Source organism: Nocardiopsis sp. iso_186, from assembly GCF_056173365.1.
In genome coordinates this window covers 5,464,847-5,488,977 of record NZ_CM149670.1, presented here as the reverse complement: position 1 = coordinate 5,488,977, position 24,131 = coordinate 5,464,847, and the positions used below count along the sequence as shown (strand labels likewise).

Annotated in this window: 24 protein-coding genes and 1 pseudogene; 11 read left to right on the top strand and 14 right to left on the bottom strand. The window is 67.7% G+C overall.

The window, feature by feature from the left end; all coding sequences use genetic code 11:
* Positions 1 to 4 precede the first annotated feature (4 nt).
* From AC0VYP_RS24000 to AC0VYP_RS23965, 8 genes and pseudogenes are all read right to left on the bottom strand, one after another.
* Positions 5 to 520 carry an NUDIX hydrolase gene (locus AC0VYP_RS24000; protein ID WP_475471963.1) on the bottom strand — a complete coding sequence of 172 codons (516 nt, stop codon included), beginning with the start codon at positions 518 to 520 and terminating at the stop codon, positions 5 to 7.
* 656 nt (positions 521 to 1,176) lie between these two features.
* Positions 1,177 to 1,383 carry a hypothetical protein gene (locus AC0VYP_RS23995; protein ID WP_432707443.1) on the bottom strand — a complete coding sequence of 69 codons (207 nt, stop codon included), beginning with the start codon at positions 1,381 to 1,383 and terminating at the stop codon, positions 1,177 to 1,179.
* A 124-nt stretch (positions 1,384 to 1,507) separates the two neighbouring features.
* A pseudogene (locus AC0VYP_RS23990) lies at positions 1,508 to 2,083 on the bottom strand (MFS transporter); the annotation flags it as partial.
* A complete protein-coding gene (locus tag AC0VYP_RS23985) occupies positions 2,049 to 2,657 on the bottom strand; it encodes a GNAT family N-acetyltransferase (protein ID WP_475471962.1) in 609 nt (202 codons plus the stop codon). The gene AC0VYP_RS23985 and the pseudogene AC0VYP_RS23990, both read right to left, overlap by 35 nt.
* Before the next feature lie 117 nt (positions 2,658 to 2,774).
* Positions 2,775 to 4,058 carry a dihydrolipoamide acetyltransferase family protein gene (locus tag AC0VYP_RS23980; protein WP_475471961.1) on the bottom strand — a complete coding sequence of 428 codons (1,284 nt, stop codon included), beginning with the start codon at positions 4,056 to 4,058 and terminating at the stop codon, positions 2,775 to 2,777.
* A 9-nt stretch (positions 4,059 to 4,067) separates the two neighbouring features.
* Positions 4,068 to 5,066 (bottom strand): alpha-ketoacid dehydrogenase subunit beta, encoded by a 999-nt coding sequence (locus AC0VYP_RS23975; protein WP_285758030.1) that lies wholly within the window; start codon positions 5,064 to 5,066, stop codon positions 4,068 to 4,070.
* A gap of 16 nt (positions 5,067 to 5,082) precedes the next feature.
* Positions 5,083 to 6,183: a pyruvate dehydrogenase (acetyl-transferring) E1 component subunit alpha gene (gene pdhA, locus AC0VYP_RS23970; RefSeq protein WP_285758031.1), complete on the bottom strand. Its 1,101-nt coding sequence runs from the start codon at positions 6,181 to 6,183 to the stop codon at positions 5,083 to 5,085.
* A gap of 270 nt (positions 6,184 to 6,453) precedes the next feature.
* Complete coding sequence (locus AC0VYP_RS23965; protein WP_475471960.1) at positions 6,454 to 7,131, bottom strand: GntR family transcriptional regulator; 678 nt, start codon at positions 7,129 to 7,131, stop codon at positions 6,454 to 6,456.
* 677 nt (positions 7,132 to 7,808) lie between these two features.
* On the opposite strand from AC0VYP_RS23965, the gene AC0VYP_RS23960 reads away from it, so the two are divergent.
* The 3 genes from AC0VYP_RS23960 (at position 7,809) to AC0VYP_RS23950 (ending at position 10,317) form a co-directional block, all read left to right on the top strand.
* Complete coding sequence (locus tag AC0VYP_RS23960) at positions 7,809 to 8,543, top strand: phosphatase PAP2 family protein (protein ID WP_475474355.1); 735 nt, start codon at positions 7,809 to 7,811, stop codon at positions 8,541 to 8,543.
* Between the two features lie 582 nt (positions 8,544 to 9,125).
* Positions 9,126 to 10,046, top strand: coding sequence for an Lrp/AsnC family transcriptional regulator (locus AC0VYP_RS23955; protein WP_475471959.1), 921 nt, complete (start codon positions 9,126 to 9,128; stop codon positions 10,044 to 10,046).
* A gap of 40 nt (positions 10,047 to 10,086) precedes the next feature.
* Positions 10,087 to 10,317: a hypothetical protein gene (locus AC0VYP_RS23950; protein ID WP_285758035.1), complete on the top strand. Its 231-nt coding sequence runs from the start codon at positions 10,087 to 10,089 to the stop codon at positions 10,315 to 10,317.
* 86 nt (positions 10,318 to 10,403) lie between these two features.
* On the opposite strand, the gene AC0VYP_RS23945 is transcribed toward AC0VYP_RS23950, so the two are convergent.
* Positions 10,404 to 10,979 (bottom strand): TetR/AcrR family transcriptional regulator, encoded by a 576-nt coding sequence (locus AC0VYP_RS23945; RefSeq protein WP_475471958.1) that lies wholly within the window; start codon positions 10,977 to 10,979, stop codon positions 10,404 to 10,406.
* Positions 10,980 to 11,214: 235 nt separating this feature from the next.
* Between AC0VYP_RS23945 and AC0VYP_RS23940 the strand changes: the two genes are divergently transcribed.
* The 3 genes from AC0VYP_RS23940 to AC0VYP_RS23930 all read left to right on the top strand — a co-directional run bounded on the left by AC0VYP_RS23940 (position 11,215) and on the right by AC0VYP_RS23930 (position 13,479).
* Complete coding sequence (locus AC0VYP_RS23940) at positions 11,215 to 12,120, top strand: ABC transporter permease (protein WP_285758037.1); 906 nt, start codon at positions 11,215 to 11,217, stop codon at positions 12,118 to 12,120.
* Positions 12,113 to 12,925: an ABC transporter ATP-binding protein gene (locus AC0VYP_RS23935; protein WP_475471957.1), complete on the top strand. Its 813-nt coding sequence runs from the start codon at positions 12,113 to 12,115 to the stop codon at positions 12,923 to 12,925. Before AC0VYP_RS23940 ends, AC0VYP_RS23935 begins: the two co-directional genes overlap by 8 nt.
* Positions 12,926 to 13,056: 131 nt before the next feature.
* Complete coding sequence (locus AC0VYP_RS23930) at positions 13,057 to 13,479, top strand: spore-associated protein A (RefSeq protein WP_285758040.1); 423 nt, start codon at positions 13,057 to 13,059, stop codon at positions 13,477 to 13,479.
* 1,239 nt (positions 13,480 to 14,718) lie between these two features.
* On the opposite strand, the gene AC0VYP_RS23925 is transcribed toward AC0VYP_RS23930, so the two are convergent.
* From AC0VYP_RS23925 to AC0VYP_RS23915, 3 genes are all read right to left on the bottom strand, one after another.
* A complete protein-coding gene (locus tag AC0VYP_RS23925) occupies positions 14,719 to 15,051 on the bottom strand; it encodes a hypothetical protein (protein WP_285758042.1) in 333 nt (110 codons plus the stop codon).
* A gap of 374 nt (positions 15,052 to 15,425) precedes the next feature.
* Positions 15,426 to 16,328 carry a serine hydrolase gene (locus tag AC0VYP_RS23920; protein WP_285758044.1) on the bottom strand — a complete coding sequence of 301 codons (903 nt, stop codon included), beginning with the start codon at positions 16,326 to 16,328 and terminating at the stop codon, positions 15,426 to 15,428.
* The gene (locus AC0VYP_RS23915; protein ID WP_475474353.1) at positions 16,325 to 17,218 is read right to left on the bottom strand and encodes a LysR family transcriptional regulator; all 894 of its coding nucleotides are present in this window, start codon (positions 17,216 to 17,218) and stop codon (positions 16,325 to 16,327) included. Before AC0VYP_RS23915 ends, AC0VYP_RS23920 begins: the two co-directional genes overlap by 4 nt.
* A 207-nt stretch (positions 17,219 to 17,425) precedes the next feature.
* Between AC0VYP_RS23915 and bla the strand changes: the two genes are divergently transcribed.
* The 3 genes from bla (at position 17,426) to AC0VYP_RS23900 (ending at position 20,486) form a co-directional block, all read left to right on the top strand.
* Positions 17,426 to 18,337: a class A beta-lactamase gene (gene bla / locus AC0VYP_RS23910; RefSeq protein ID WP_475471956.1), complete on the top strand. Its 912-nt coding sequence runs from the start codon at positions 17,426 to 17,428 to the stop codon at positions 18,335 to 18,337.
* 522 nt (positions 18,338 to 18,859) lie between these two features.
* A complete protein-coding gene (locus tag AC0VYP_RS23905) occupies positions 18,860 to 19,924 on the top strand; it encodes a cobalamin-independent methionine synthase II family protein (protein ID WP_475471955.1) in 1,065 nt (354 codons plus the stop codon).
* A gap of 247 nt (positions 19,925 to 20,171) precedes the next feature.
* A complete protein-coding gene (locus AC0VYP_RS23900; protein WP_285758049.1) occupies positions 20,172 to 20,486 on the top strand; it encodes a type II toxin-antitoxin system VapB family antitoxin in 315 nt (104 codons plus the stop codon).
* A gap of 362 nt (positions 20,487 to 20,848) precedes the next feature.
* Here AC0VYP_RS23900 and AC0VYP_RS23895 read toward each other — a convergent pair whose 3' ends face one another.
* Positions 20,849 to 21,418 carry an MmyB family transcriptional regulator gene (locus tag AC0VYP_RS23895; RefSeq protein WP_475471954.1) on the bottom strand — a complete coding sequence of 190 codons (570 nt, stop codon included), beginning with the start codon at positions 21,416 to 21,418 and terminating at the stop codon, positions 20,849 to 20,851.
* A 430-nt stretch (positions 21,419 to 21,848) separates the two neighbouring features.
* On the opposite strand from AC0VYP_RS23895, the gene AC0VYP_RS23890 reads away from it, so the two are divergent.
* Together AC0VYP_RS23890 and AC0VYP_RS23885 are read left to right on the top strand one after the other, a co-directional pair.
* Entirely contained in the window at positions 21,849 to 22,115 is a 267-nt protein-coding gene (locus AC0VYP_RS23890; protein ID WP_475471953.1) for an Atu4866 domain-containing protein, read from the top strand.
* A gap of 266 nt (positions 22,116 to 22,381) precedes the next feature.
* Complete coding sequence (locus AC0VYP_RS23885) at positions 22,382 to 22,651, top strand: Atu4866 domain-containing protein (protein ID WP_285758055.1); 270 nt, start codon at positions 22,382 to 22,384, stop codon at positions 22,649 to 22,651.
* 252 nt (positions 22,652 to 22,903) lie between these two features.
* Here the strand turns inward: AC0VYP_RS23885 and AC0VYP_RS23880 are convergent, their stop codons facing one another.
* Positions 22,904 to 23,977, bottom strand: coding sequence for a winged helix DNA-binding domain-containing protein (locus tag AC0VYP_RS23880; protein WP_475471952.1), 1,074 nt, complete (start codon positions 23,975 to 23,977; stop codon positions 22,904 to 22,906).
* Between the last annotated feature and the right edge of the window lie 154 nt (positions 23,978 to 24,131).

Sequence of the window (24,131 nt, the reverse complement as noted above, 5' to 3'; positions counted from 1 at the left end):
CGGACTAGTTGACGATCAGGGCGTCCTGCCTGGTCATGGTGACGCCCTCAGCGGTCAGCAGCCGTTGGATCAGATCCGGTTCGTAGGCGGACAGTCCCGCGTCGTTGAGGATGAGCATGTCGGTCGGGTGCGGCAGGATCTCGCCGGGCGGCACCTGGCTGATCTCGCTGACCTCCATCGGATCGAGAACGAAGTCCTCGGGGACCACGCACGGCTCCAGTGCCCGGTAGACGTGCAGCCGGTAGGCGTAGGGGCCCTCGGTCGAGTGGCCGCGGATGTCGTAGATTCCGCTCGGGGCGAGCTCGCCCGCCACAACCCCGGCTTCCTCGTACGCCTCGCGCCGAGCCGCTTGCTCGGGGGTCTCGCCCTCGTCGATGTGCCCGCCGGGCAGGAGCCAGTGGCCCGCGTACTCCCCGCAGGTTGACAGCACGAACGTCAGGCTTTCATTCGGTCCCGGAACGATCGCCACGGCGGCCATCGTGAGGTCGGTCGCGGGCGGCTGGTTCGGGGCGGTCATCATCGGGAAGGCGTCCTTTTCGAATCGGGGTCCGGTCCCGCCGCACGGTTCGACAGACCGTTGGTCGGGGCGTTCGGGCGGCGTGGTCCTCGCCACCACCCTCGCGCATCCGCCGCCCGCGCGTCCCGCGCTTCTCCGACACGGTCCTGATTGACCGCTCCCGACCGGATTGCGGCGGCTGCCGGTTTCCGTACTCGAAGCGCGGCCCCAAGCCGTTGTGTCCCGCACGATCAATCCGGAACCGTCGAACAACGAACCGACGAATCCGGTGAGCAGGCGTTCTTCCAGGACCGTCGGCGCGGAGCCCAGCAGGGCCGGTACGGGCGCCGTTCGGGAGGGCAGCGCAGATGTTCCGTTGGAGAACCCGGCGAAAGTCAGGATCTCCGCAAGCGCGGCCGGCGTGAGTGCGGCCGGATCCAGTGCCTCGATCATGGCGACGAGCCCGAGGGCGGGGCGGCAGCGCATCGCACTGATCCGGCGAGTCCTGCCCGCCCGGCTTCATAGACATAGGCGAAAGTGTGGCTCCCGCGCGTGGGCGCGTCCGCAGTTCGCAGCGCAGTGAGGTCGGCCAGGATCTGTTCGCTGTCGGGCATGGTGGAGTCTTCCCTGGTAACGGCGCTGAGCCGGCCGCCGATGTTTCACGTGGAACGTTGACCGCCCTACTCGGCGACAGGGTGATTCAGACGGTCCTCGCTGAGGTTGTAGCGATAGACGAACCCACACTCGCGGCGATCAACGCGGCGGGCGGTACGCAGCCACATCGGCATGGTCAGCACCAACGGGCTCACCAGACAAGCGAAGAGCGGAGTCACGGCGGTGGGAGAGCCGAGTGTGTAGGTCGCGAAGTACTGCGCACCGGCCAGCATGGCCCCGGCCGGTATCGCCCGAAGGAGAAACGCCTTGAACAACACCCTGGCAGGGCCGTTTCCGCGCCGCCGCACGCTGCGCGCTCAGTGCCGACTCGGTCGGGACAGGCACGGTGCGTGGTGCGCGTCGGGTCCCGAAGAAGGCAGCCGGCGTGCCGAACAGCAGGAATCCGCCGATGGCCGCCGCCATGACCCGGTATCCGTGGGCCGAACCGCCCTGGCTCTGCGCGATCGCCGGGGCGAGCGCGCCCGAGAGAAGGATCGCGACGCCGAGGAAAGCCGTCCGCCACGCCATCAACAGGGAGCGCTCGTCGTGGCCGACGGACATCTCGGCCGGCATGGCGACGTAGGGGACCTGGAAGATGGAGAAAGCCGTCGATGTCACCAGGAACAACACGGATACGCAACCGGCTGCCCAGACCCCGCTCAGCGGAGGTGCCGCGAAGATCGCTGCGAAGGAGACGGGCAGGGTGAGCACACCCACCAGCAGCCAGGGCCGGCGTTGCCCCCATCGCGACCGGGTGCGGTCCGACAGGGCGACGGCGAAGGGGTCGCCCAGAACGTCCCAGATCGTGGGGGCGAGGATCACCAGTGCCGCGAGCGCAGCGGGGACGGCGAGCACATTGGTCAGGTAATAGAGCAGGACGAGCCCGGGGACGGTCCGATCATTCCCGCAGCATGCACCAGGTTCGAGGGGCATCGCCCGGCAGGTCCACCTCGGCGGTCACGGTGAAGCCCAGACGTTCGTAGAAGTTGACGTTCCTGCGCTCGGACGTCTCCAGGAACGCGGCGTGGCCGCTCTCCCGGGCGGCGCGCAGGCCCGGAGCCAGGACACGCGAGCCCAACCCCTTCCCCTGGTCCCGGCCGCGCACCCCGACCGTGGCAAGGAACCAGCACGGCCGGTCCGGACGGTGCCCGGCCAGTACGGCGTCCGCCTCGGCTCCGGCGGAGAGCCGCTCCCCGTAGAGCTCCAGCAGTTCCGGGGCGACGAACACCTGCGGGTCGATCGCGGTGTCGGGCAGTGTCCACACCGCGGCCGCCGTGCCCCCGTCCACGATGTGCACCCGGCCGTAGGGCAGGCCCACGCGTTCGGTGAAGTAGCGCTGCATCGCCCGCAGCCGATCCTGGTAACTGTCCGCCGGCAGGGCCCACCGGGTCCAGGAGTAGTCGGTGAAAGCGTCGGCCAGTGTCTCGGCGACGACGTCGATGTCGGCGGACGTCGCCACCCGCACCCCCGATGCCGCTTCGGCCGCGGTCAGTTCCGTGAAGCTCACGGTCTCCCTCGTTCCATGGTTCGTCGTCTCCACCGCACCCTAACGGGCTGTTCCACCACCACGACCGAAGCCCGCCCCCGAAGTGGGGACGGGCTTCGAACCGGCTTCGAACAGCCGTTACAGGATGATCCGCATCGGCTCTTCCAGAACCTCGGCGAGCTCCTTGAGGAAGGCGGCGCCGACCGCCCCGTTGACCGCGCGGTGGTTGACGGACAGTTCCAGGGAAATGGTGTTGCGGGCGACGATCTCGCCGTCACGCACCACGGCCTGCTGCTTCATCGCGCCCACCGCCAGGATCGCGGCCTCCGGGGGGTTGATGACCGCAGAGAAGCTGTTGACGCCGAGCATCCCGAGGTTGCTGACGCTGAACGTGCCCCCGCTCATCTCCTTGGGGCTGAGCTTGCCGTCACGGGCCTTGCCGGCCAGTTCGCGCGATCGCTGGCCGATCTCCGACAGCGGAAGCCGGTCGGTGTCGTGCACGACCGGTACGACCAGTCCGTTGTCCACCGCGACGGCGATACCGATGTTGACCCGGTTGTGCCGGAACAGCTTGTCGTCGATCCAGGAGGAGTTGACCGCCGGGTGGCGACGCAGCACAGTGGCGGCGGCCTTCACGATGAGGTCGTTGACGCTGACCTTGACACCGGTGTCGGCGAGACGGGTGTTGACGTCGGCCCGGAACGCCTTGAGGGCCTCGGCGTCGATCGTGCGACGCAGGTAGAAGTGCGGGACCTGCTGCTTGCTCTCGGTCAGGCGGCGGGCGATCACCTTGCGGATGTTGGTGATCGCGACCTCTTCGGAGTCGCGGCCGTCATCGAAGGCTTCCTGCTGCTTGGCAGGGGCCGCGGGGGCCTCGCTCTTCGCAGCCGGAGTCTGGCCCTCCTGCTGCTTGGCGGCGGCCTCGATGTCGGCGCGCACCACGCGACCCTTGGGGCCCGAGCCCTTGATGTCGTTCAGGTCGAGGCCGTGCTCCTTGGCCAGCCGGCGGGCCAGCGGCGAGGACGGCGGACGCGATCCCCCCTCGGCACCGGAACCGCTGGACGGAGCAGGGGAGGAGTCCGGCACGGATTCCGTGCTCTCCTCCTGGGCTGCCGGAGCGGTCTCTTCTTCCTCGGCGGCCGAGTCGGAGCCGCCGGAGTCGCCGGAGTCGTCGGGCACTGCGTCGGGGCTGTCGCCGATGACCCCGATCACCGTGCCGATGGCCACGGTCTCACCCTCGCCGGCGGACTGTTTGACCAGGTAACCGTCTTCGTAGGCCTCGTACTCCATGACGGCCTTGTCGGTCTCGATCTCGACCAGCACATCACCGGAGGCGACCTTGTCCCCGACCTTCTTCAGCCAGGAGCTGATGACGCCTTCCTCCATGGTGTCGGAGAGGCGCGGCATGTAGATATCAGACATCTGTATTCCTTAACCGACCCGCCGGCCGACGGCGCTCAGGGTTTCGTGGATGACGGTGGTGATCGACTCGGCCGACGGCATGGCCGCGGTCTCCAGCGGCTTGGCGTAGGGCATCGGAACCTCTGCCATGGCGACCCGGCGCACCGGTGCGTCCAGGTAGTCGAAGGCCCCCTCCTGGATGGAGGCGGCGATCTCGGCGCCGATCCCGTAGGTCAGCCAGTCGTCCTCGGCGATAACCGCGCAGCCGGTCTTCTTGACCGACTCCACGATCGTCTCCCGGTCTAGTGGACGCAGGCTGCGCAGGTCAACAACTTCCACGCTGATTCCGTCCTCGGCCAGCTTTTCCGCGACCTGGGAGGTCACCATTGCCATCCGGGAGTACCCGATGAGGGTGATGTCGGTCCCCTCGCGGGTGACCGCGGCACGACCGATCTCGGCGACCGTGGTGTCGTCGTCGGGGACCTCGCCCTTGGTGTTGTACAGACCCAGGTTCTCCAGGAACAGCACCGGGTCGTCGTCGCGGATCGCGGCGCGAAGCATCGAGGCGGCCTCGGCCGGGGTGCTCGGCGCGAGCACCTTCAGGCCGGGGATGAAGGAGTAGAACAGCTCGATGTTCTGGGAGTGGGTGGCGCCCAACTGCTGGCCGCCGCCGCCCGGGGTGCGGATGACCAACGGCACACTGGTCTGGCCGCCGAACATGCCGTAGATCTTGGCGGCGTGGTTGATGATCTGGTCGATCGCGATCAACGAGAAGTTGATCGTCATGAGCTCCACGACGGGGCGCAACCCGAGCATGGCGGCGCCGATCGCCGCGCCGACGAAGCCCTCTTCGGCGATGGGGGTGTCACGCACCCGGCGCTCGCCGAACTCCTTGAGCAGGCCTTCGGTGATCTTGTACGAGCCTTCGAAGACGCCGATCTCCTCGCCGAGGAGGAGGACGTTCTCGTCGCGGTGCATCTCGGCGCGCAGGGTATCGCGCAGGGCTTGGCGGTAAGTGATGACGGACATGTCAGCCGCTCCTTGTCTACTCGGCGAAGACCGGGTCGGCGGGCATGCGGCTCGACTCGTTCGGCACGGGGGTGGCATAGGTGTAGTCGAACAGCGTGGACACCTCGGGGTGCGGGCTGTTCTCGGCGAAGTCCGCGGCGTCGGTGACCTCTTCGCGCACCGACTCGGCGATTTCCTGCTTGAGCTCGTCGGTGAGGATTCCGGCCTCGGTGAGACGCGTCTCGAAGGCGGCCAGCGGGTCGTTGGCCTTGGCCTCCTCACTCTGCTCGGAGGTCCGGTACTTGGCCGGGTCCACGACGGAGTGCCCCTTCAACCGGTAGCTCACGGCCTCCAGGAGGAAGGGCTGCTGTTCGGCGCGGGCGCGCTCGACGAGGTCGGCCGCTGCGTTGCGCACGGCCAGTACATCCTGGCCGTCTACGCGCACGCCTTCCATCCGGTAGGCGGAACCCCGCTTGTAAAGATCGGGCTCGGCGGACGACTTCTCGACGGTGGTGCCCATGCCGGTGAAGTTGTTGATCACCACGAAGACGACCGGAAGGTTCCACAGCGCGGCGATGTTCAGCGACTCGTGGAACGCACCGATGTTGGTGGTGCCGTCGCCCATCTGACACATGACGACCTCGTCGCCGCCGCGGTAGGACACCGCGAGGGCAGCGCCGATGGCCAGGGGGAGCTGACCGCCCACAATGCCGTAGCCGCCGAGGAGGCGGGCCTCGGTGTCGAACATGTGCATCGACCCGCCCCAGCCCTTGGAGACGCCGGTGGAGCGACCGTACAGCTCGGCCATGACGCGGCGCGGGTGGATGCCCTTGCCCAGCGCGTATCCGTGCTCGCGGTAGTTGGTGAAGAGGTAGTCGCGCTCCTGCAGCGCCGTCATGAGGCCGACGACGGTTGCTTCCTCGCCGAGGTTCAGGTGGCAGTAGCCGCCGATGCGGGCCTGCGTGTACGCCTGAGCGGTGCGCTCCTCGAAACGACGGATCAGCAGCATCTGCCGGTAGTAGTCCAGCAGCGTCTTGGGCTGCTCGTCGGCGATGTCGGGCGTGCTGTCCTTCCGGGTGCGTCGGCGGCTGCCGGTCCTGGCAGTGCCGCCGCCCTTCGGCTTGGCCGTGTCAGCCATGTCGGTGCCTTTCTACGTGCGGGATCGGCCCCGACCGGGTGGGTGACCCGAGGAGGCCGCGGCCGTGCCGCGCGATCACGCGTATGGTCACGGCCTGCTCGCCAACGCCGGACTCAACGGCGGACGCGAGAGTGGCTGTTCTGGTGTGAGGTTCGTCGCGCACACTCTACGTACTGATCGATGATCGATCAATACGACTTTACGGCAGATGCTCCACTTTTCTCACATACCGGGGCGAACCACTGGCCGGTTTCTCCGGAGGCGTACGACTCAGCCCACGGCGTCGCGGGACTTCAGCGCCGCTTCCACGTAGTTGAGCACGTGGTCGCTGAGCATCTGGCCTACCCCGGGATCGCGGTTGCGAAAAGCCCGGGTGATCTGGTGGTGATCGGCGGCCTTGGCGTGCAGTTCCATGTTGAGCCAGCGAACCGACAGCGCCGTCCAGACCTCCACGCCCAGCGATTCCCACGTGTGCAGGAGAACGCTGTTGTCGGCGGCGCGCACGATTTCGCGGTGGAAGTTGACGCTGTGCTTGATCTCTTCCTCGACGTCTCCGGCGGCGGTGGCGCGTCGCAGTGCCTCGACCTCGCGTTCGAGAGGACGAATGTCTTCGGCCAGCCTCGGGGCGGCCAGTTGGGCGGCGACGAGTTCGAGACCGGCCCGCACCGGATAGATCTCCGCCATGTCCGCGGCTCCGAAGTCGCGCACTCGGGCGCCCTTGTTCGGAACCGACTCGATGAGCCGCAGGGTCTCCAGCTCGCGAAGAGCCTCGCGCACCGGCGCCTGGCTGACGTTGAGCTCGGCGGCCACGCGTCGTTCGACGATCCGCTCGCCCGGTTGCCATCGGCCCGACAACAGGCCGTTGACCAGAACACGCCGGATCTGCTCCCGCAGGGGGTTGCGGGCTAGCCGAGAGGCGTCTTCCGGGCTCTCAGAAAGCTCGACCATCAATGGCCTTTCTCTTCTGGGGACGACAGCGGGCTGAGGGCTTCTTGAAGAGTGCCACACCGGGTCGGCGCCCCGGTCCGATGATCCCCTGAGTCGCCTCTCAAGAGCTCCGTTTGCTCACGGAACGCTCACACCTGTGTCTCAACTGGTTCTGTGGGGGTTTCCCGGGGCCCGAGCATGGGAGAAGCGCGAGGTAGGACGATCGTAATCAATAGGTACCCGAGACGCTTGACCAAGCAGGGCGGTATGCTCATCTGTCGGAAATGTTCTGGTACTCCGAATGTGCCGATGGAACCGCTGACCCGGGAACGGCCGTCGCAGTCATGGAAGTGGTCCGTGTATGCGCTGCCCGAAAGGCGCGCGGATTACCGGAGCAGTGCCACCAAGCGGCCGGTCCCCCGACCGGTCCATGCGGGCGTGAAGCATAGGGCGCGTCCGCATATCCCGATCCCGAAGACCGACGTCCAGCGGCGAGCCCATCCCCTTCGCATACCCCCGTGCCGCAGGCCAGCCCACACTCGTGAGACAGCACTGAGCACAAAATGACGCCTATATCGCGGATACGGCCCGAGTCATATCGCCGGGTCGAGAATCCGATCTTTGACCCCCATCACGACCACAGGTCAGTCACTGTGGCCAGAGTCGAGCGCCCACTGGGTGCCCGCATCGCCCCCTGGATGCCGAAGAAGATCACCTGGCCCAGCGCGAGTGAGATCGCGTGGGGACTGGCCTCGGACAAGGTGGCGATCCTGCTCGCGGTCGCACTGGTCACCATGACCGTGCTCTCTGCGGGCGCGCTGCACCCCATCGACAACTTCATCAACACGATGCCGCGCCCGTTCTGGGACGACATCAGGCTTTTCCTCATCCTATGGCCAGATACGGTCGCTTCGCGAGCTGTGGCGCTGCCTGTCCTCGCCGTGGTCTCGTTGCACCTGGCCTACTGGCACCGCTCCTGGCGCCCGGTCGTACTCGCCACCGGCGGCGTGTTCGGGATGGTCTGCCTGGTCGCCACGATGAAGCTGATCCTGCGTCGATCGCACCCGCGTACCCTCGACCCGTCCTTCTTCACCGACGGGGGAGTCTCCTTCCCCTCCGGGCACGGCGCCAACGCCATCCTGATCTACGGCCTCGTGCTGTTCATGATCGTGCGCTACCGGGCGGTGCGGCCGCACATCGTGCGCCGCCTCGCCTACTGCATCGCCGCTATCGCCATTCTGCAGTCGGTGGTATCCGCCTACCTGCACTTCCATTGGTTCACCGACCTCGTCACCGGCATGATCGCCGGCGCTTTCGCGCTGCGTCTGGTCATGAAGCTCGACGAGATGATTCCCGCTGGACGCACGGCCAACTGGTGGCCCTTCTATGGCCGTTCCCATAGCCGGCCCGGCGAGATCTCCGCCACAAGGTAGCCCGTTCGGTCGAACGGCACCGGGTGGGGCACGCGCGACAGTCGTGTCCCGCCCAGGTGTCCTTCGTGTGACCGGATCTGACCGCGTCCGGCCGGTGCCGAACAGTATCCCGCGACCCTGTTGGGGGACGGACGGCCACGTCGGCGGACGAGGGACGGGTCCTGCGCGTCTCGCCCTCCCCGGTCGGTGGGCTGTCCACCGATTGTCCGAATTTCCGGTCGGAGATTATCCCACTGTTCCGGACAGTGGTGGGAAAACTACAAACCTTCCCGGGTGGAGGCCGTTTTTCGGAAACGCACATATCCCTGCATGTCACGGGATTAGGCGTGGAAATTTTTTATCGGGCTGCTCCCGCGGCCCGATTTTTGTCGCGGATTGTGCGGCAAGACAAGAGTGATTTTGTCGAGAGGATTGACCACAAGTCCTACGCAGTAAGGGTTTTCGCACGTCCAGGGCATTGGCCTCAGGAGGCCCTGTCCAGCTCTGGCCGTATCGGCTTCAAAGCAAGACACAGGGGGTACCCGCAGAGCGACAATGACATCGGGCGCAGATGAATTCAGGGCCCGGGAGGGAAGTACAAGAGTGGGACTCGACCAGACCGATCTGGAGATCGTCCGGCAGTTGGAGCTCGATGGCCGATTGCCGTTTGAAGGGCTGGCCAGCCGTGTGGGATTGTCCCGCGCGGCCGTCCGGTTGCGCGTGCGCAGACTGGTCAACTCCGGGGCGATCCGGTTGGTCGGGGTCGTGCATCCGAGGGTTCGCGGTATGACGGCGCACGCGCATCTGTCCATCGATGTTGACTCCGATGTCGCACCGGTAGCCGAGGCGGTGGCTGATCTCCCCGAGACAGCCCTGGTGAACATGACGGCGGGGCGGTTCCCGCTGGCCGCCGAGCTGCACGGACGTAGTCTGCGCGAGCTCGGCGAGGCAGTGGAGCGGGTGCGTGCGCTTCCCGGGATCGTCGATGTCAACACAGCGATCTACACCGACATCCTCAAGGATCCGCAGCTGCCCGACCCCGCCCCGCCGGGGCTCGACCTCGACCTGCTCGACCACCGGGTTCTGGAGCTGCTGGAGCGCGACGGCCGGCTGTCGTTCGCGGACCTGGCCGCCGAAGTCGAATTGTCAGCGGGGGCGGTGCGCAGCAGGGTGCTGCGCCTACTGGAGACCTCGGCGATCCGGGTCACCGCGCTGGTTGACCCCGGTGCGGTCGGGCTGGCCAGTCTCGGTGGATTCGCGCTGCGACTGTCCCGATCCGCGCCCCAGGCGATCGCTGAGCTCGCTTCCTGGGAACAGACCCGTTTCCTGGCCCGTTGTGTGGGGCGGGCGGACCTCCTCGGCACGGTGGCGGCGGAGTCCACGTCGGGGCTTCACCTGCTCTACGAGCGGTTGCGGGCGCTCCCCGGGGTAAGAGTCACCGAGACGTGGGTGCACATGAGTTCGGTCCGGGACAGATATGCCAACCGCGATACTTCTAGAGCGCTCTCCGGCGTTCTAGATTGAGCGTGCATCACATCCCGCCCACACCTTTGAGAGGTGCGAATTGTCGATTCTCCAGCCGGGCCTGAAGCGGGTTCGGCTCCGTGTCCCCGCCGACTCCTCGTTCGATGCAGTCCGTGACCTCGACGGTACCTTCGCCGAGGTCCCCGATGTCCGGGACAAGTACCGCTACCTCCGGGACGGGGTATCCGTCGATTTCGAGGCCACTGATGAGACCGTTCTCGACGGCGATGCCTCGCTCCCGGTGTTCGAGGCTGCCCGAATCAACGCCTGATCTGCCGGCCCTCCTCAGCCGAACATGACGGCACGGTGGCAACGCCGCCGGGCCGTCCTGGGTGCCGCCGCACGGGCGTCTGCCGATCAGTGCGCCTTGTCGGCGGCACGCGGGGGGCGAGGAACAGCCAGCGCGTTCGCCACCGTATCGGCCAGGCGGTCCAGATAGCTCTTGGTGACGGGTTCGCGCAGTACGGCGATGTGCCAGTAGAGGGGGCCGAGCGCAAGGTCGAGCGCCATGCCCGCGTCGGTCGCGGGCCCAACCTCCCCCCGCGTCACCGCGGCCGCCACGATTGCCTCGCCCAGGCCGCGTTGCGTGTCGCGCAGCGCACGCTCCAGCGTCCGGGCGATGTCGGGGGTACGGGCCGCCTCGGCGAGCAGGTCGGGGACGATCTGTCCTGCCAATGGGTGGCGCAGCGCCCGTGCCGCGATGTCCAGGATCATCCGTACGTCGCCGCGCAGCGATCCGGTGTCCGGGGCGGGCACGTCGTATCCGACCACGTCCGACACCACGTCGATGACCATCTGTAGTTTCGAGGGCCAGCGTCGGTAGACCGCTGTCTTTCCCACTCCCGCGCGCCGGGCAACGGCCTCGATCGACATGCGCCCGTAACCGACCGCCGCCAGTTCGTCGAACACGGCTGCGCGGATGGCCTCGGTCACGTCTTCCTGAAGGACGGCTGCCCCGGTCGGCGTACGTCGGGTCCGGGGGCGCTCCGCTGATGGCATGCGATCAGTCTAATTGGACGACGAAACGGTTGCGTTCCGTCCTGTGGGAGCCTAAGCTCACGAAGCGACGAAACGGTTGCGTTGCGTCGTTGTGTCGGATGGGGCGGAGCGACTCGGTTCGACCGGAACCGCGCCGTACGCCCTCGTGTGACCAGGGAAGCGACTTCGAGTGAGCAGAGACGTCATACCGCGCCACGGAGCGCTCGATCCCGAGGTCGGCGCCGCCGAGCTCGCAGCTCGGTACGGATTGGGCGTGAGCGGCGCCCGCCCTTCGCCGGTGGAGTACACCCGGCGACTGTGGGGACGCCGCCACTTCATCGCCGCGTTCGCCCGGGCCCGCGGTGACGGACAGTACAGCCGGGCCCATCTCGGCCGACTCTGGCAGGTGATGACCCCCCTGCTCAACGCCGCTGTCTACTACCTCATCTTCGGTCTGCTCATCGGAACCCGGGACGGCGTTCCCGACTTCATCCCGTTCCTGGTCACCGGCGTTTTCGTATTCGCCTTCACCCAGTCCTCGGTGCTCAGCGGGGTGCGGGCCGTCTCGGGGAACCTCGGGCTGGTGCGGGCCCTGCACTTCCCCCGGGCCGTGCTACCGGTCGCGCTCACGCTGGCCCAACTGCGTCAGATGCTGGTGTCGATGGCCGTGCTGGTGGTCATCGTGCTGCTGGCGGGGCAGGTGCCGACCTGGTCCTGGTTGCTGGTGGTTCCGGTGCTCCTGGCGCAGTCGGTGTTCAATGCCGGTCTGGCCCTGGTCGCGGCCCGCCTCGGAAGCGCGGTGAGCGATCTCGCCCAGCTCCTGCCGTTCGTCCTGCGCACGTGGATGTACGCCTCGGGCGTGATGTACAGCATCGGCAACCTCACCGCGGACGCACCCCTGCCGGTCCGCGTGCTGCTCGACCTCAATCCGGCCGCCGTCTACATCGATTTGACGCGCTTCGCCCTCATCGACAGTTTCACCGCTGCCCAATTGCCGCCCTACGCCTGGGGTGTGGCTGTGGCCTGGGCATTTGTTCTCGGGGTCGGTGGGTTCGGGTATTTCTGGCAGGCGGAAGGACGGTACGGCCGTGACTGAACGAAGCGGCACGGTGGTGGGGCCTCGGCCCCCCACGGTCATCGTGGACGACCTGCACGTGGTCTACCGGGTGCGGGGCGCCGGCCGGACCAAGGCGGTCAAGGGCGGTGCGACGGCGGCGTTGGCGCGCATGATCTCCCCGAGGCGTCTGGCGGGTGAGCGCCGGGTCCACGCGGTCAAAGGCGTCGGTTTCGTCGCCCGGCGCGGGGAGACTATCGGTCTCATCGGTTCCAATGGTTCGGGCAAGTCCACCCTGCTGCGGGCCATCGCCGGTCTGTTGCCGGCCGAGAGCGGCGCCGTCTACTCCGACGGCCAACCCGCCCTGCTCGGAGTCAACGCGGCGCTGATGAACGATCTGAGCGGCGAACGCAACGTCGTCCTGGGCTGCCTGGCAATGGGGTTGTCCCCGCGGGAAGTGCGGGAGCGCTACGACGAGATCGTCGAGTTCTCCGGAATCAACGACAAGGGCGACTTCATCTCGTTACCGATGCGTGCCTACTCGTCGGGGATGGCCGCCCGCCTGCGCTTCGCGATCGCCTCGGCCGTCAACCACGACGTCCTGATGATCGACGAGGCCCTGGCTACCGGTGACCGCGCCTTCCGCAAGCGCTCGGAGGCCCGGATCCGCGAACTCCGTGCCGAGGCGGGCACGGTTTTTCTGGTCAGCCACAGCCTCACGTCCATCAGGGACACCTGCGCCCGCACCCTGTGGCTCGAAAACGGGGAACTGGTCATGGACGGCCCCACCGACGAGGTGGTCCGCGCCTATGAGGACAGTGCCGGACGGCGATCCTCGGCGCCGTGACCCGCGCTTATGGTGCCCCGATCGGTCGGTGAAGCGGAGAAGAAGCCGATTCCAAGCCGTAGCGAAGCGCCGTCTGAGACGGTTCTCCGGTATGCCGCACGAGGCGGTGTCACGAGAAGACTCGGACGGTCATGAGGATTCTGAAGCAGGCAGCAGCGGCGGTTCTGGTGGCGGGTGCGGCTGCGGCCGGAACCATCGCGGCCGCGGCACCCGCGGCGGCGGCGACCTACAACAACGAGTGCGGAGCCGGGTACGCCGTCGTCAACTCGGCGAACATCGGAAGCACCGGAACGGTGTTCCTCACCTACAACAGTTCGACCAAGAGGAACTGTGCCATCACCAAGCGCAACACCGCTGGTTCGACCGTGCTGATCGAGGTTGGCCTCTCGGTCAGCCCCAAGGGCAACCACTGGGACGCCTTTGAGGGCGGCCAGTTCACCAGCTACGCGGGCCCGATCTACCTGTCCGCCGCCGGCAGGTGCGTCGACTGGGGCGGGCGGATCAACAACCCGAACGGTTCATGGACGGGCAAGAACGGCACCAACTGCGGCTGACCCCGGCGCGCGTTCCGGTCGGTGCGCGGAGCACCGGCCGGAACACTTCTTCCCCGGCGCCCGCAAACGCCGGTTCCCATACCGGGGGAGTCCGCCCGCCCAGGCCGTTCACGACGGCCCGCACCGTGGCACCGCCCCGGTTTCCGGTGCGGGTGAGGCGGTCCAGCCACTCGTCGGGCAGTGTGCGCTCGGCACGGGTGAGCGCGGCCCCTTCGTCGGGAGGAACCGCCTTGAGCGCGACCGCGCGGGTGGCAGCCGTGTCCTTCCCGCCGTCGGCCAGTCGCCTCCGCAGCGGCAAGGGGCGATCATCGACTTCTCCACTTCGGTCGCCAAGCCGGCCCTGCCCGACTCTGTCTCTTGCGCGGCCGCCGAAAGCGCGGTTGACGCGATCAGCCCCGTACTCGCCGAAGTACTGCGCGGCCGCGACATCACCGTTGACGTCGCAGCCCCCGGGCCTACCGCGGCGGCCCTGTCGGACGGAGAAGACGAGGCGACCGTCGAGCGCGCGGCGAAACCGGACCCGCTTGAACGGCCGGGGCCCCGGGCGGCACCGTCGAGGCAGGCCCTTCTCGGCCGGTCCCGGACGGTGGGCCAACGGTCAGACCCCCTACGCCGACGGCGACGTCGCCCAGGGATTCGGTGCGGGCCCGCAAGGGGGCGGGAGCGATGGAGGCGCGGCCCGGTCGGCTGAACGGACCGCGGCGCGGCCGTCGTGGCCCGCGGCCTCATGGGGGATATGCGCAACCGCTGGTGGCAGAACGTCCTCGGTGCCGCGGGCTGGACCTCCATCTGCGCGGTGTGCCTCAACCTGTTGCCCGCCATCGTGTGAGCCGCTGACCGGCCGGGGCGTGAACCGCACCGGATCGATCGTGGATCAGTACGACCGGAGCCGGGGCGAGGGAAGGGCCTCCGTCCCGGCCCCGGTCCGCGTGGCACCGTTCGGCCCGGTCGCGGGCTCGCGAAAATCCCGAGACGCGCGCTGGCGGCGGTGGACCGTGCCGGCTTCCCGCTTTTCCCAAACTTGAGCGGCAGGGACGACCGGTCGAAAACGAATGTGCACCACGGGGGTGGTCCACGGCGGGGGCGGTCGGAAGCGGACATGGGGCCACGGTGGTCGGATCGACGGCCACCGTGTTCGAACCGGCATGTCCTTGGCCGCTGTGCGGCGTCGGTTGCGTTGCCTCAGGTCGCGCCGTGGGGGCCGCGGCCTTGGATTGTGCGATCGCGGATCATTTCCGACTAGCGGTGGTGCCAGCCGTGGCCACCGCCGTGGTGCCAGCCGCTGTTGTGGTTCCACCCGCCGTGGTGCCAGCCGTGGTTGTGGTGCCAGCCGCTGCGGTGGTACCAGCCGCCGTGGTGCCGGTAGCCGCTGTTGTAGTAGTAGCCGTCACCGTCGTGTCCGCGGTTGCCGGCCTGCGAGTGCACGCTGTGGGAGTAGGCTCCCTGCGCCCCTGCCGCCGTGGTCTGTTCGTGGTAGCTGCTGTCCGCCATGGCCATTGCCGGTGCGCCGAAGGCCAAAGCCGGAACGGTGATAGCGGCGAAGGCGATGCGGGCCAGAGTCTTGCGGTTCATTGCTGGTGCTTCCTTTCTCTGGCGTTCTGACTGCTTGCCATTTCTTGTCCCCTTCCTGCGCTTCGGCTTTGTCGGAGCGGTTCGGGGACGGTCACCGGTGAATGAATGGCCTAACAAGTCCCATGACCGTCCGGGGCACTTGTTAACCCTCTCAATCCGATAAGCTACTGAAAGTAATAATTGCCATCGTTGGTCGTTTATTGGTCAACCAAATCGGATCGCCGGGCAGGAGCGACAGTGCCGGAGCGGCCCCGGTCCCAAGCCCTTTGAACGTGGAGTTTCCTATCGCCACGCCAGTGGCCCTCACCGGATGCGAAGGTGAAAAGCAGGCAAAACGCGGCAAGTGGGAAAGTTCCGACTCCGTGTTCTCCCGGCTACATCCCGCGCAGGTGATCGCGCAGTTTCCGTGCGACCCCCGCCATGAGTGCCTCGGCTCCCGGCTGATTGATGGCCGGCACCCGTGATTCGGTGAGTACGGCGACCCCGAACGTCTGACCGTCGGCGTGTTCGACGACCCCGATCTCGTGCCGCAGGTTGAGAAGCGTTCCCGTTTTGGAGGACCACTTCGACGCGTCGGAACTGAAGTCGGGGGCCAGACGCTGCCGCAGTACGTTGTCGCCCATGAGGGTGCGGACCCGCTCGGCCACCGCGGGATCGAGCGGTGAAGGGGTCCACAGCACCTGTAGTAGTTCGACGAACGCCCGCGCCGAACCCGAGCTCGCGCGGGTGACATCGAGCTGTGGTACCCGATGCCCGCGGCCCGCCGTGCCCGCCCCGATGGCCAGGGAGTGGGCGAGGTGGGCGTCCACCTCGCCCAGACGTTCCGCCGGGGTCTCGTTGAGATCGCGGATCGTGTGCCGGATGGTGATGCCGCGGAGTCCGATCGCCTGCATCGACTTCGCGACCTCGGCCGGCGTGGTGAGGGCGAACAGGGCGTCTGCGGCGGTGTTGTCGCTGATGCAGGTACTGAGGTAGACGAGGTCGTCGACAGCGATCTCGGCGGGGTGCCGGAACCGGCTGAGACCGGGAGGCCCGGGAGTGGTGATGCCCCCGGGTGCCACCAGGAGCCGTGTCGAACCGTCGAGTTCCCCCCTTCTGATGCGGTCGAGAGTGGCGATTGCGAGGGGGACCTTGACCAGGGAGGCGGTCGGGAACTCCAGATCGGGCTCGATTCCGAGCTCGTTGCCGGAGTGCAGGTCGCGCACGAGGAAGGAGCCGCGCAGGCCAGCGTCGTCGAGCTCCTGACGAAGGTCCCGCAGGAGTGTCCCGGTGTTCATGCCGCGGCTCCGTTCTCGGGGGACGCCCCCAGGCACCGCGCGATCCCGGCGTGCAGCCGGGTACGGATGCGCTCCGCGTCGTCGCCGATCCCGGCGAAGACGTCGAAACTGCGGACGAGGCGGATCTCGCCGATCGGCCGCCAGTAAAGATCCAGTTCCTCGGCCTGTTGGGGCGAGGACAGCAGGAAGTCGGTCGAACCGAGGACCTCCGCCAGCGCGGAGGTGAGGGCGGTGGCCACCGTGACCTGCGCCGGTTGGAGGCCCACCGTGTCCCGTACGCGGATCATGCGGTCGCGGATGTGCGGAACGTCGTCCTCCGGCTGGATCCAGATACGGCGTCTCCGGGGCGACCGGTCGGTGCGTCCGGCCCGCAGCGTCTCGACGTAGACGGTCTCCGTGTGGAGCGCCGTCGCGCTCGCCAGCCCGAGAGGCACCGACCAGCGTCCTTCGCCCGGCGGTACCTCCGTGATCGCCGCGCGGACCTGTTGGGATCGCAGGAGCTCGGCGCGTTCGGCGGGCGGGGCCGGGTGGAAGACCAGGTGGATGCCCTGTCGGCGTGCTTCGGCGTCCAGGAGCGCGAGATCGCGTGTGCAGCAGATCTCGGGCACCGCGAGCAGCAGCGGCGTGAGTTTGGCGCGTTCGGCGTCGTGCTCCATGTCCTCGGCGATACGGACGAGGCGCTTGGCCGAGGGCAGCATGTCACGACCGAACGGGGTGAGCGTGGCCCGCCGGGTTGACCGGTCGAACAACCGCGCGCCCAGATGTTTCTCCAGGGCCGCGATGCGTTGACTCGCGACCGGCTGGGGCATGCGTGCGGCCGCTGCGCCGAGAGTGAAGCTGCCCCTCTCGCTCACGTTCACGAAGGCTTTGCAGGCACCGACGAGATCCATGACCAGGATGCTATGCCGATTCGGCATTGAAGTGCCCATTTTTGTCTTGGACAGCATCGGACTCCGTCGTGAGACTCCTTCGCAGGGCCACCCAAGGGTGGTGTCCGCGGTCGCGGCGAGCCGCCCGGAGACGATTCCGGCGCCCGGTTCGAGGACCGACCGCGGCACCCGAAGGCCCGTGCGAACTCACGACAGGAGACCTGAACCATGCCCATCCAGTTCACTCGCCGCGTCGCGGCAGTAGCCGCGCTCGCGCTGCTGCCGCTCGCCGGCTGCACGACCCCCGGCGAGTCTTCCGCCCCCGTATCCGCGACGACGACGCAGACGGCTGCGCAGGTAGCGTTCGAGCAGGAATTCCAGCAGCTCGAAGCCGATTTCGATGCCAGGCTCGGTGTCTATGCGCTGGACACCGGCACCGATGAGACCGTCGCCTACAACGCCGACGAACGGTTCGCCTACGCCTCCACCTTCAAGGCCCTCATCGTCGGTGCCGTGCTGCAACAGAACTCGGTCAACGAAATGGAGAAGGTCGTCACCTACAGCAGCGAGGACCTGGTCTCCTACTCCCCGATCACCGAGCAGCACGTTGACACCGGCATGACGCTTCTCGAAGTGAGTGATGCCGCCATCCGCTACAGCGACAACACCGCGGCGAACCTCCTCTTCCACGAACTCGGCGGACCGAGCGGCCTGGGCGACGCGCTCAAGGGGATCGGTGACGACGTCACCCACGTTGACCGGCTCGAACCCGACCTGAACGAGGCCACCCCCGGAGACATCCGTGACACGAGCACCCCACAGGCGCTCGCCGGCAGCCTGGAGGAGTACACGCTCGGCGACACCCTGCCCGACGACAAGCGCACGATCCTCGTCAACATGCTCAAGGGCAACACCACCGGAGACGAGTTGATCCGCGCGGGGGTTCCCGAAGGCTGGGAGGTCGGTGACAAGACCGGGGGCGGTGGTTACGGGACCCGCAACGACATCGCCGTCATCTGGCCACCGAACGACGACCCCATCATCCTGGCGGTTCTGTCCAGCCGCGATGAGGAAGACGCGGAGTACGACAACGCGCTCATCGCCGAGGCGACCAAGGTCGCCATCGACGCCCTGGCATAGGTTCTGCGGGCCGACCGGGCGGCGCACCGCCGTCCGGTCGGCCCATGGCCCCGCGAAATCCGCCCCCGGGCGCGGCACTTACAGCGGCCGGGCCGAACATCGTCACCGGGACGTCGCGGCCTCCCCGAGCCGGATGCTGAGCCGAGTCCTTCCTCCACCGCCCACTGCTGCGCGACCGGGAGAACGCTTGAGCGGACAAACCGGTTCGACGCTTTGTCGATACGCGGCGGCGCGGGCGCTCGTCACCGGGCCGAGCGGTGCGTGGCGACAGTCGTACGGACAGGCCGGTGTCGATCGCGGTCCTTTCGGTGCCGGGACGGAGAAGAGGTGCGGAGTGGGGACTTCGCCGAAACGGGTGCGTGATTGGCCGCCATTGGCCGTTGCCGGCCTTGTTTCCCGCAAAACCGGGACTTATGGCCGTGGTGCACGTCACAATCGCCGTGGATGTCGAGATGGTTCGTCATCTCGGCCCCGCCGGTCATCACCGCTTCGCACCGTCTTTAGTCCCGGAAAGGACACGACTTGACTCTTCCCACCGAGCCGATCGGCAGCATCCCCCGCCCCGACTTCCTGATCGAAGCGCTCGGCGCGTTCTCAACGGGGCGCATGAGTGCCGTCGCGTTGGCCGAACTCCAGGCCAAAGCGACCGCTGACACGTTGACCCGTCTCACGGAGACCGGCTCCCCGGTCCTCACCGACGGGGAACAGGGCAAACCGAGTTTTGCCACCTACCCGTTGGCGGGTTTGGCCGCACTCGCTCCGGACGGGGCGGTCATCCCGTTCGCGGACGGGCACCAGCGCCAGCTTCCGCGACTCACCGATGGACCCTTCCGCTACCAGACCTACGCTGACGAGTACCTGCGCCTGGCCAAGGAGCACACCGACCTCCCGGTGAAGCAGGCGGTGATCGCCGCATCCGCGATCAGCCTGATCTACCCGGCCGACGGCATCGACGGCTACGACCGCGCCGAGTTCACCGCCCACCTGGTGGACGAGGCGGAGGCCGACATCCGCCGCAGTTTCGATGCCGGGGCGCACAGCGTGCAGATCGACTTCACCGAGGGGCGGCTCTCGCTCAAGCTCGACCCGTCGGGCGGTCTGCTCAAGTCGTTCGTCAACCTCAACAACCAGGTGTTGGACCGGTTCTCGGCCGAGGAACGCGCTCGGATCGGCGTGCACACCTGCCCGGGCGGGGACCAGGACTCGTCGCACAGTCTCGACGTGGACTACGCCCAGCTGCTGCCCACACTGTTCCAGCTGCGGGCCGGCGCCTTCTACCTCCAGCTCGCCAGTGAGCCCGACCCGCGACGGGTGCTGGAGACGGTTCGCGACCACGCCGACCCGGACCAGCGGATCTTCGTCGGAGTGGTGGACCCCATCGACCCGCGCGTGGAAACTCCCGAGGAGGTCCGCGACCGCGTACTGCAGGCGGCCGAATTCATCCCGGCCGACCGGCTCGGAACCTGTGACGACTGCGGATTCTCCCCGTTCGCCGACGACACATCGACCTCGCGCGACCTCGCCTTCGCCAAGATCCGGGCGCGGGTGGAGGGGACCGGCCTGGCCGCCGACTCGCTCGGGCTCTGACTTCGCGTAGCAGCGTTCGTTCCCCACTGAAGGGAGCGGATCCCATGCCGGCCGGTGAGGTTCGGGGCCGGGTTCACCGGCCGGCAGGAGCGTACCCTCCGTGAGGGTTATCGCGTCCACAGGCGGAGAGGAAGGGCTCGCGGTGGCGCCGGAGACGGAGGGAGAGCCGCGGAGCACGAGGGGAGCGCGTGCCGGTGCCCGTCGGGCGGGTTCATGCGCGGCGCTTTTCACGTCCTACGATTGCCCCATGGTCTTCAAGCGGGTCGGTAGCGGGCGTCCCTACCCTGAGCACGGATTGTCCACAGGTGCATGGGCACAGATCGCACCGTGCCAGGTGCGTCTGGACGAACTGGTTACGACCAAGGCCAACCTGGACCTGCAACACCTTCTCGCCAAGGACTCCACCTTCTTCGGTGACCTGTTCCCCCACGTCGTGCGCTGGGAGGGGCAGCTCTACCTGGAGGACGGCCTGCACCGGGCTCTGCGTGCCGCCCTCCAGCAGCGCGCCACCATGGCGGCCCGCGTCTTCGAAACCGCCGAATGGGTGCCGCAGGCGGTCTGACCGACGACTTGCCCGCGGTGGGGGAGAAGTCCTCGACGCACCCCCGCCCCCGGTAGCGGTCGGGCTCCTTGCCGGCGTCAACCGGTCGCATCGGAACACCCCCGTACGTGGCGACGGGCTGGTCGTGCACGACCGCACGGTCGTTGACGCCGGGCCGTAACCGGCGCGTCGGCTTCGTGCGCCGAGCCGTGGAGGCGCATGCGTCCGGGAGGCCCGTTCACGTGCCGGCCGACAAGAACGGTTCGCGTGCGGGAGCCGGGGCGATCGGCTGTCGTTCGGTGGAGAATTCGTCCACAACCGGCACATTGTCCACAGCCTGTGGACAATGTGTGCGGATCCGCACCGTTCACCGGCCCGCCCGGTTACGTCTCCGGCCGGTCGAGCAGGGAAAACGCTGCATCGACGGATCCGTTCTCGTCCTGCTCGCGTTCGACAGTGGCCGCCCAACTGGCAAGAAGCTCCAGGGACTCCTGGGAGGGCGATGCCGGTTCGGCGCTGTACGCCATGGGGGAGAGGCCGGAGTCAGCGGTCAGTTCCATGGCCTCGAAACTCAATTCGAGCAGGCCCACGACGGGGTGGCGGAACTGCTTGACACCGGTGCGGTGCTGGTGGACGTTGTGTTCCGCCCACCGGACACGGAAGTCCTCGCTCCGGGTGGACAACTCACCGACCAGGTTGCACAGTGCCCGGTCGTAGGGGTCGCCACCGGCTTCGGCACGCAGGATGGCGGCGGTGTCGTTGGCTGCCCGTTGCCAGTCCGGATAGAAGTCGTGTGCGCGGGGATCGAGGAACACGAAACGGGCGTGGTTGGCCGGCGGGGCGGCAAAGATCTCCGAGTAGCGCGCATACCCGAGGCGGTTGGCCGCGAGGATGTCCAACCGCCCGTTCTGTACCACGGCCGATGAGCCGGTCATGGCGTCGAGGATCAGCACCAGCGTTGCGTGCGGGTCCGGCCTCCGCCGTGCTCCCCGCCGCCGGGAACCGTTCCGTCCTGAGCACTGACACGACGGGCCGCGACCGGCCCCCGGTCCTTCGGACCGTTCCGCTAGGACTTCCCGTCCACCCGTCGATCGGACGGGAGGTGTGCGGCGAACGGTGCTCCGACCACCTGACTGGGAGCGCCGTACCCAGGAAAACGGCTCCCTGGTTACTCCGAAGGAACTGAACGAGACTGCACACGAAGGCCGTGGAGCTCCCTCCCAGTACGAACGGGGGAGCATCCAGTGCGTGGCGATCGGTCGGATGCCTGTACCGGGTGTTACCGGATACCCGTACCGGCTGTCCGAACGAGCCGGACGTCCAGGCCCCCGGTGAGTGCCGGGGCCCCGTCCCATCTCTCAACGGCGAAGGAGTTTCGAGGACATGACTGACGACGGGACCGCACCCCACCCCTACGTCGGTATGTGGGTTACCGCAGACGGTTACATCCGACAGGAATTGCTGCCCGATGGGCGCTACGACGAGGCGCGCGGCAGCCGAAGGAGCGCCTACACCGGCGATTACACCGTCAAGGGGACCCACATCGACTACGTCAACGACACCGGCTTCACCGCTACGGGGGACGTCCGCGACGGGGTTCTCCACCACGAGCACCTCGTTCTCTACCGGGAAGAAGGAAGTACGGCGTGACAGGACCGTTCCCCGGTTGCGACCCCACCCGCGGCAACCGGAAAGCCACTCGCATGAGCCGGAAAACGAAACGTGGTTCCCGGGAACCGTGCTCGCGGTTCCCTGAGGGGCCCGGAACGGTTGCGCGTCTCGGTGCCCTGACCGTTCTCCTGCTCGCCGCCACCTTCGTGGCGACGGCGTGCGGGAACGAGTCGGGATCCGCCCCGGAAGCAGGGGTGGCCGGGCCCACCACATCACCCGAGCCGACCACGGAGGAAGTGACGACAATGGAAGCGCACCCGTACGTCGGTATGTGGGTCACCGCAGACAACCGCATCCGTCAGGAGCTGCTGCCGAACGGACGCTACGACGAGGCGCGTGGGCAGCGCGAGAGCGCCTATACCGGACGCTACGAGGTGACCGGCAGCCGCATCGAGTACTGGGACGACACCGGGTTCACCGCCGATGGGGAATTCGACGGCGATGTTCTCCACCACGCCGGTTACGTCTTCTACCGCGAGGGCAGCGAGTCCCACCGAGAGGCCGGGACCGGGTAGGGCGGTTTTCGCGTCGTGCCCTCGCACCGGCCGTGTCGTGACGGCCGCCCCGGCGTCAGCGCAAGGGGACCCGGGAGCACAGAAGGGCACGCGTTCCTGGAGCAGCCGTGCCCGGGCGGACGACCGGGCACGTACGGACCATCGCGGTCGTGCGACGGGGCAGCAGGAGACGGCACGAACCGTGCCCTGTGGTCTTCGGAGTTCCAACCGATGACGGTGCCGGGGACGAGCGTGCGACGTCCGCCTGACCTGTCATCCCGTCGTGTTCGAAGCGACCCTCATCGCAGGCGATACATAGCCGGTGCCGATACGAACACCGTCGAGCCACTCGGTCAGTCGCGTCGCCTCGTTCGCGAGAGCCCGCTGCGTCGAGGCCGGAACGGATTCGAGTAGGTGGACCCGGACGACTCCGGCGTCGTCCTGGACCCATGACCCGATCGCGCGACCGTTGGCCCATGCCGTTGTCCCGGCGTTGCCACGGCCCTCGAAGAGCTGTTCACGGTGCGGGCCGAGGTAGAAGTCCCGGCCGCGCCAGCCCATGACGGTCGGATCGAGGACCGGGAGCAGCGCGACCCACTCGCCCGGGTCGGCCACCGCGGCGACATCGTCGGGCAGGAGCCACCCGGTGGTGCCGTCATCGAGGGAGACGGTGACGGCTTCCAGTTCGGCCAGGGCTCTGCGCACGATCGTTTTGGTGGCACCCAGCCACCAGACGAGGTCGTCCTCGGTTCCGGGGCCGAAGCTGTAGAGCCAGCGTCGGACGAGTTCCCGATAGCCCTCGCCGGCGCTCCACGGTGGGGGAACGTCATCGAGCCAGTGTCGGGTCAGGGTCCATCGCGGTTGCGAGGTCGTGAAGCGGCCGGTGTTGACACCGCGCACGATATCCGCGGTGGCACCCAGGTGGGTGAGCACTCGCGGTGCCGACCACACCTCGCCCGCTGTTCCTTCGACCTTCACATCGATCCTCGGCACGGCCCGGCGTGCATCGATGGCCGCCAGGCCCTGCGGAGCGTCGGCGAGCAGGGCGAGGACTTCTTCCCTTGCCTGGTCGAGCCAGCCGTCGCCGTCGTCGGTAAGACCTGCCTTGACCACATCCTTCGCCATGCGGGCGCGTTCCGTGCCGGCGACACGCGCAGAAGCACTCGGCCACACGGCCGGCAGCAGCTCGTGGGGGAACACGAAGAGCGTGCGCCGCATCGCCAGCTGTTTCACCAGCCGGCGATCCTCGTAGAGCGCTCGGTCAACGTCCGAGACGGTCAGCGAGGCGACGCGCGCCCAGCATGACAGGTAGACCGTGGCCGGCTCGGTCGCATGCAGTGCGGTCATCGCCCGGGTTGCCGCCGTGGGGGAGGCAACCCGAAAATCCGGTGCCAGAGCGTGCCGAACGGCCAATCGAGCGCGGCGTTCGGCGTCGGTCACATGGCGCATCGGCTTATGGTGCCACACCACGCACGGTTATCGACACGCTCTCCCAGGTCGT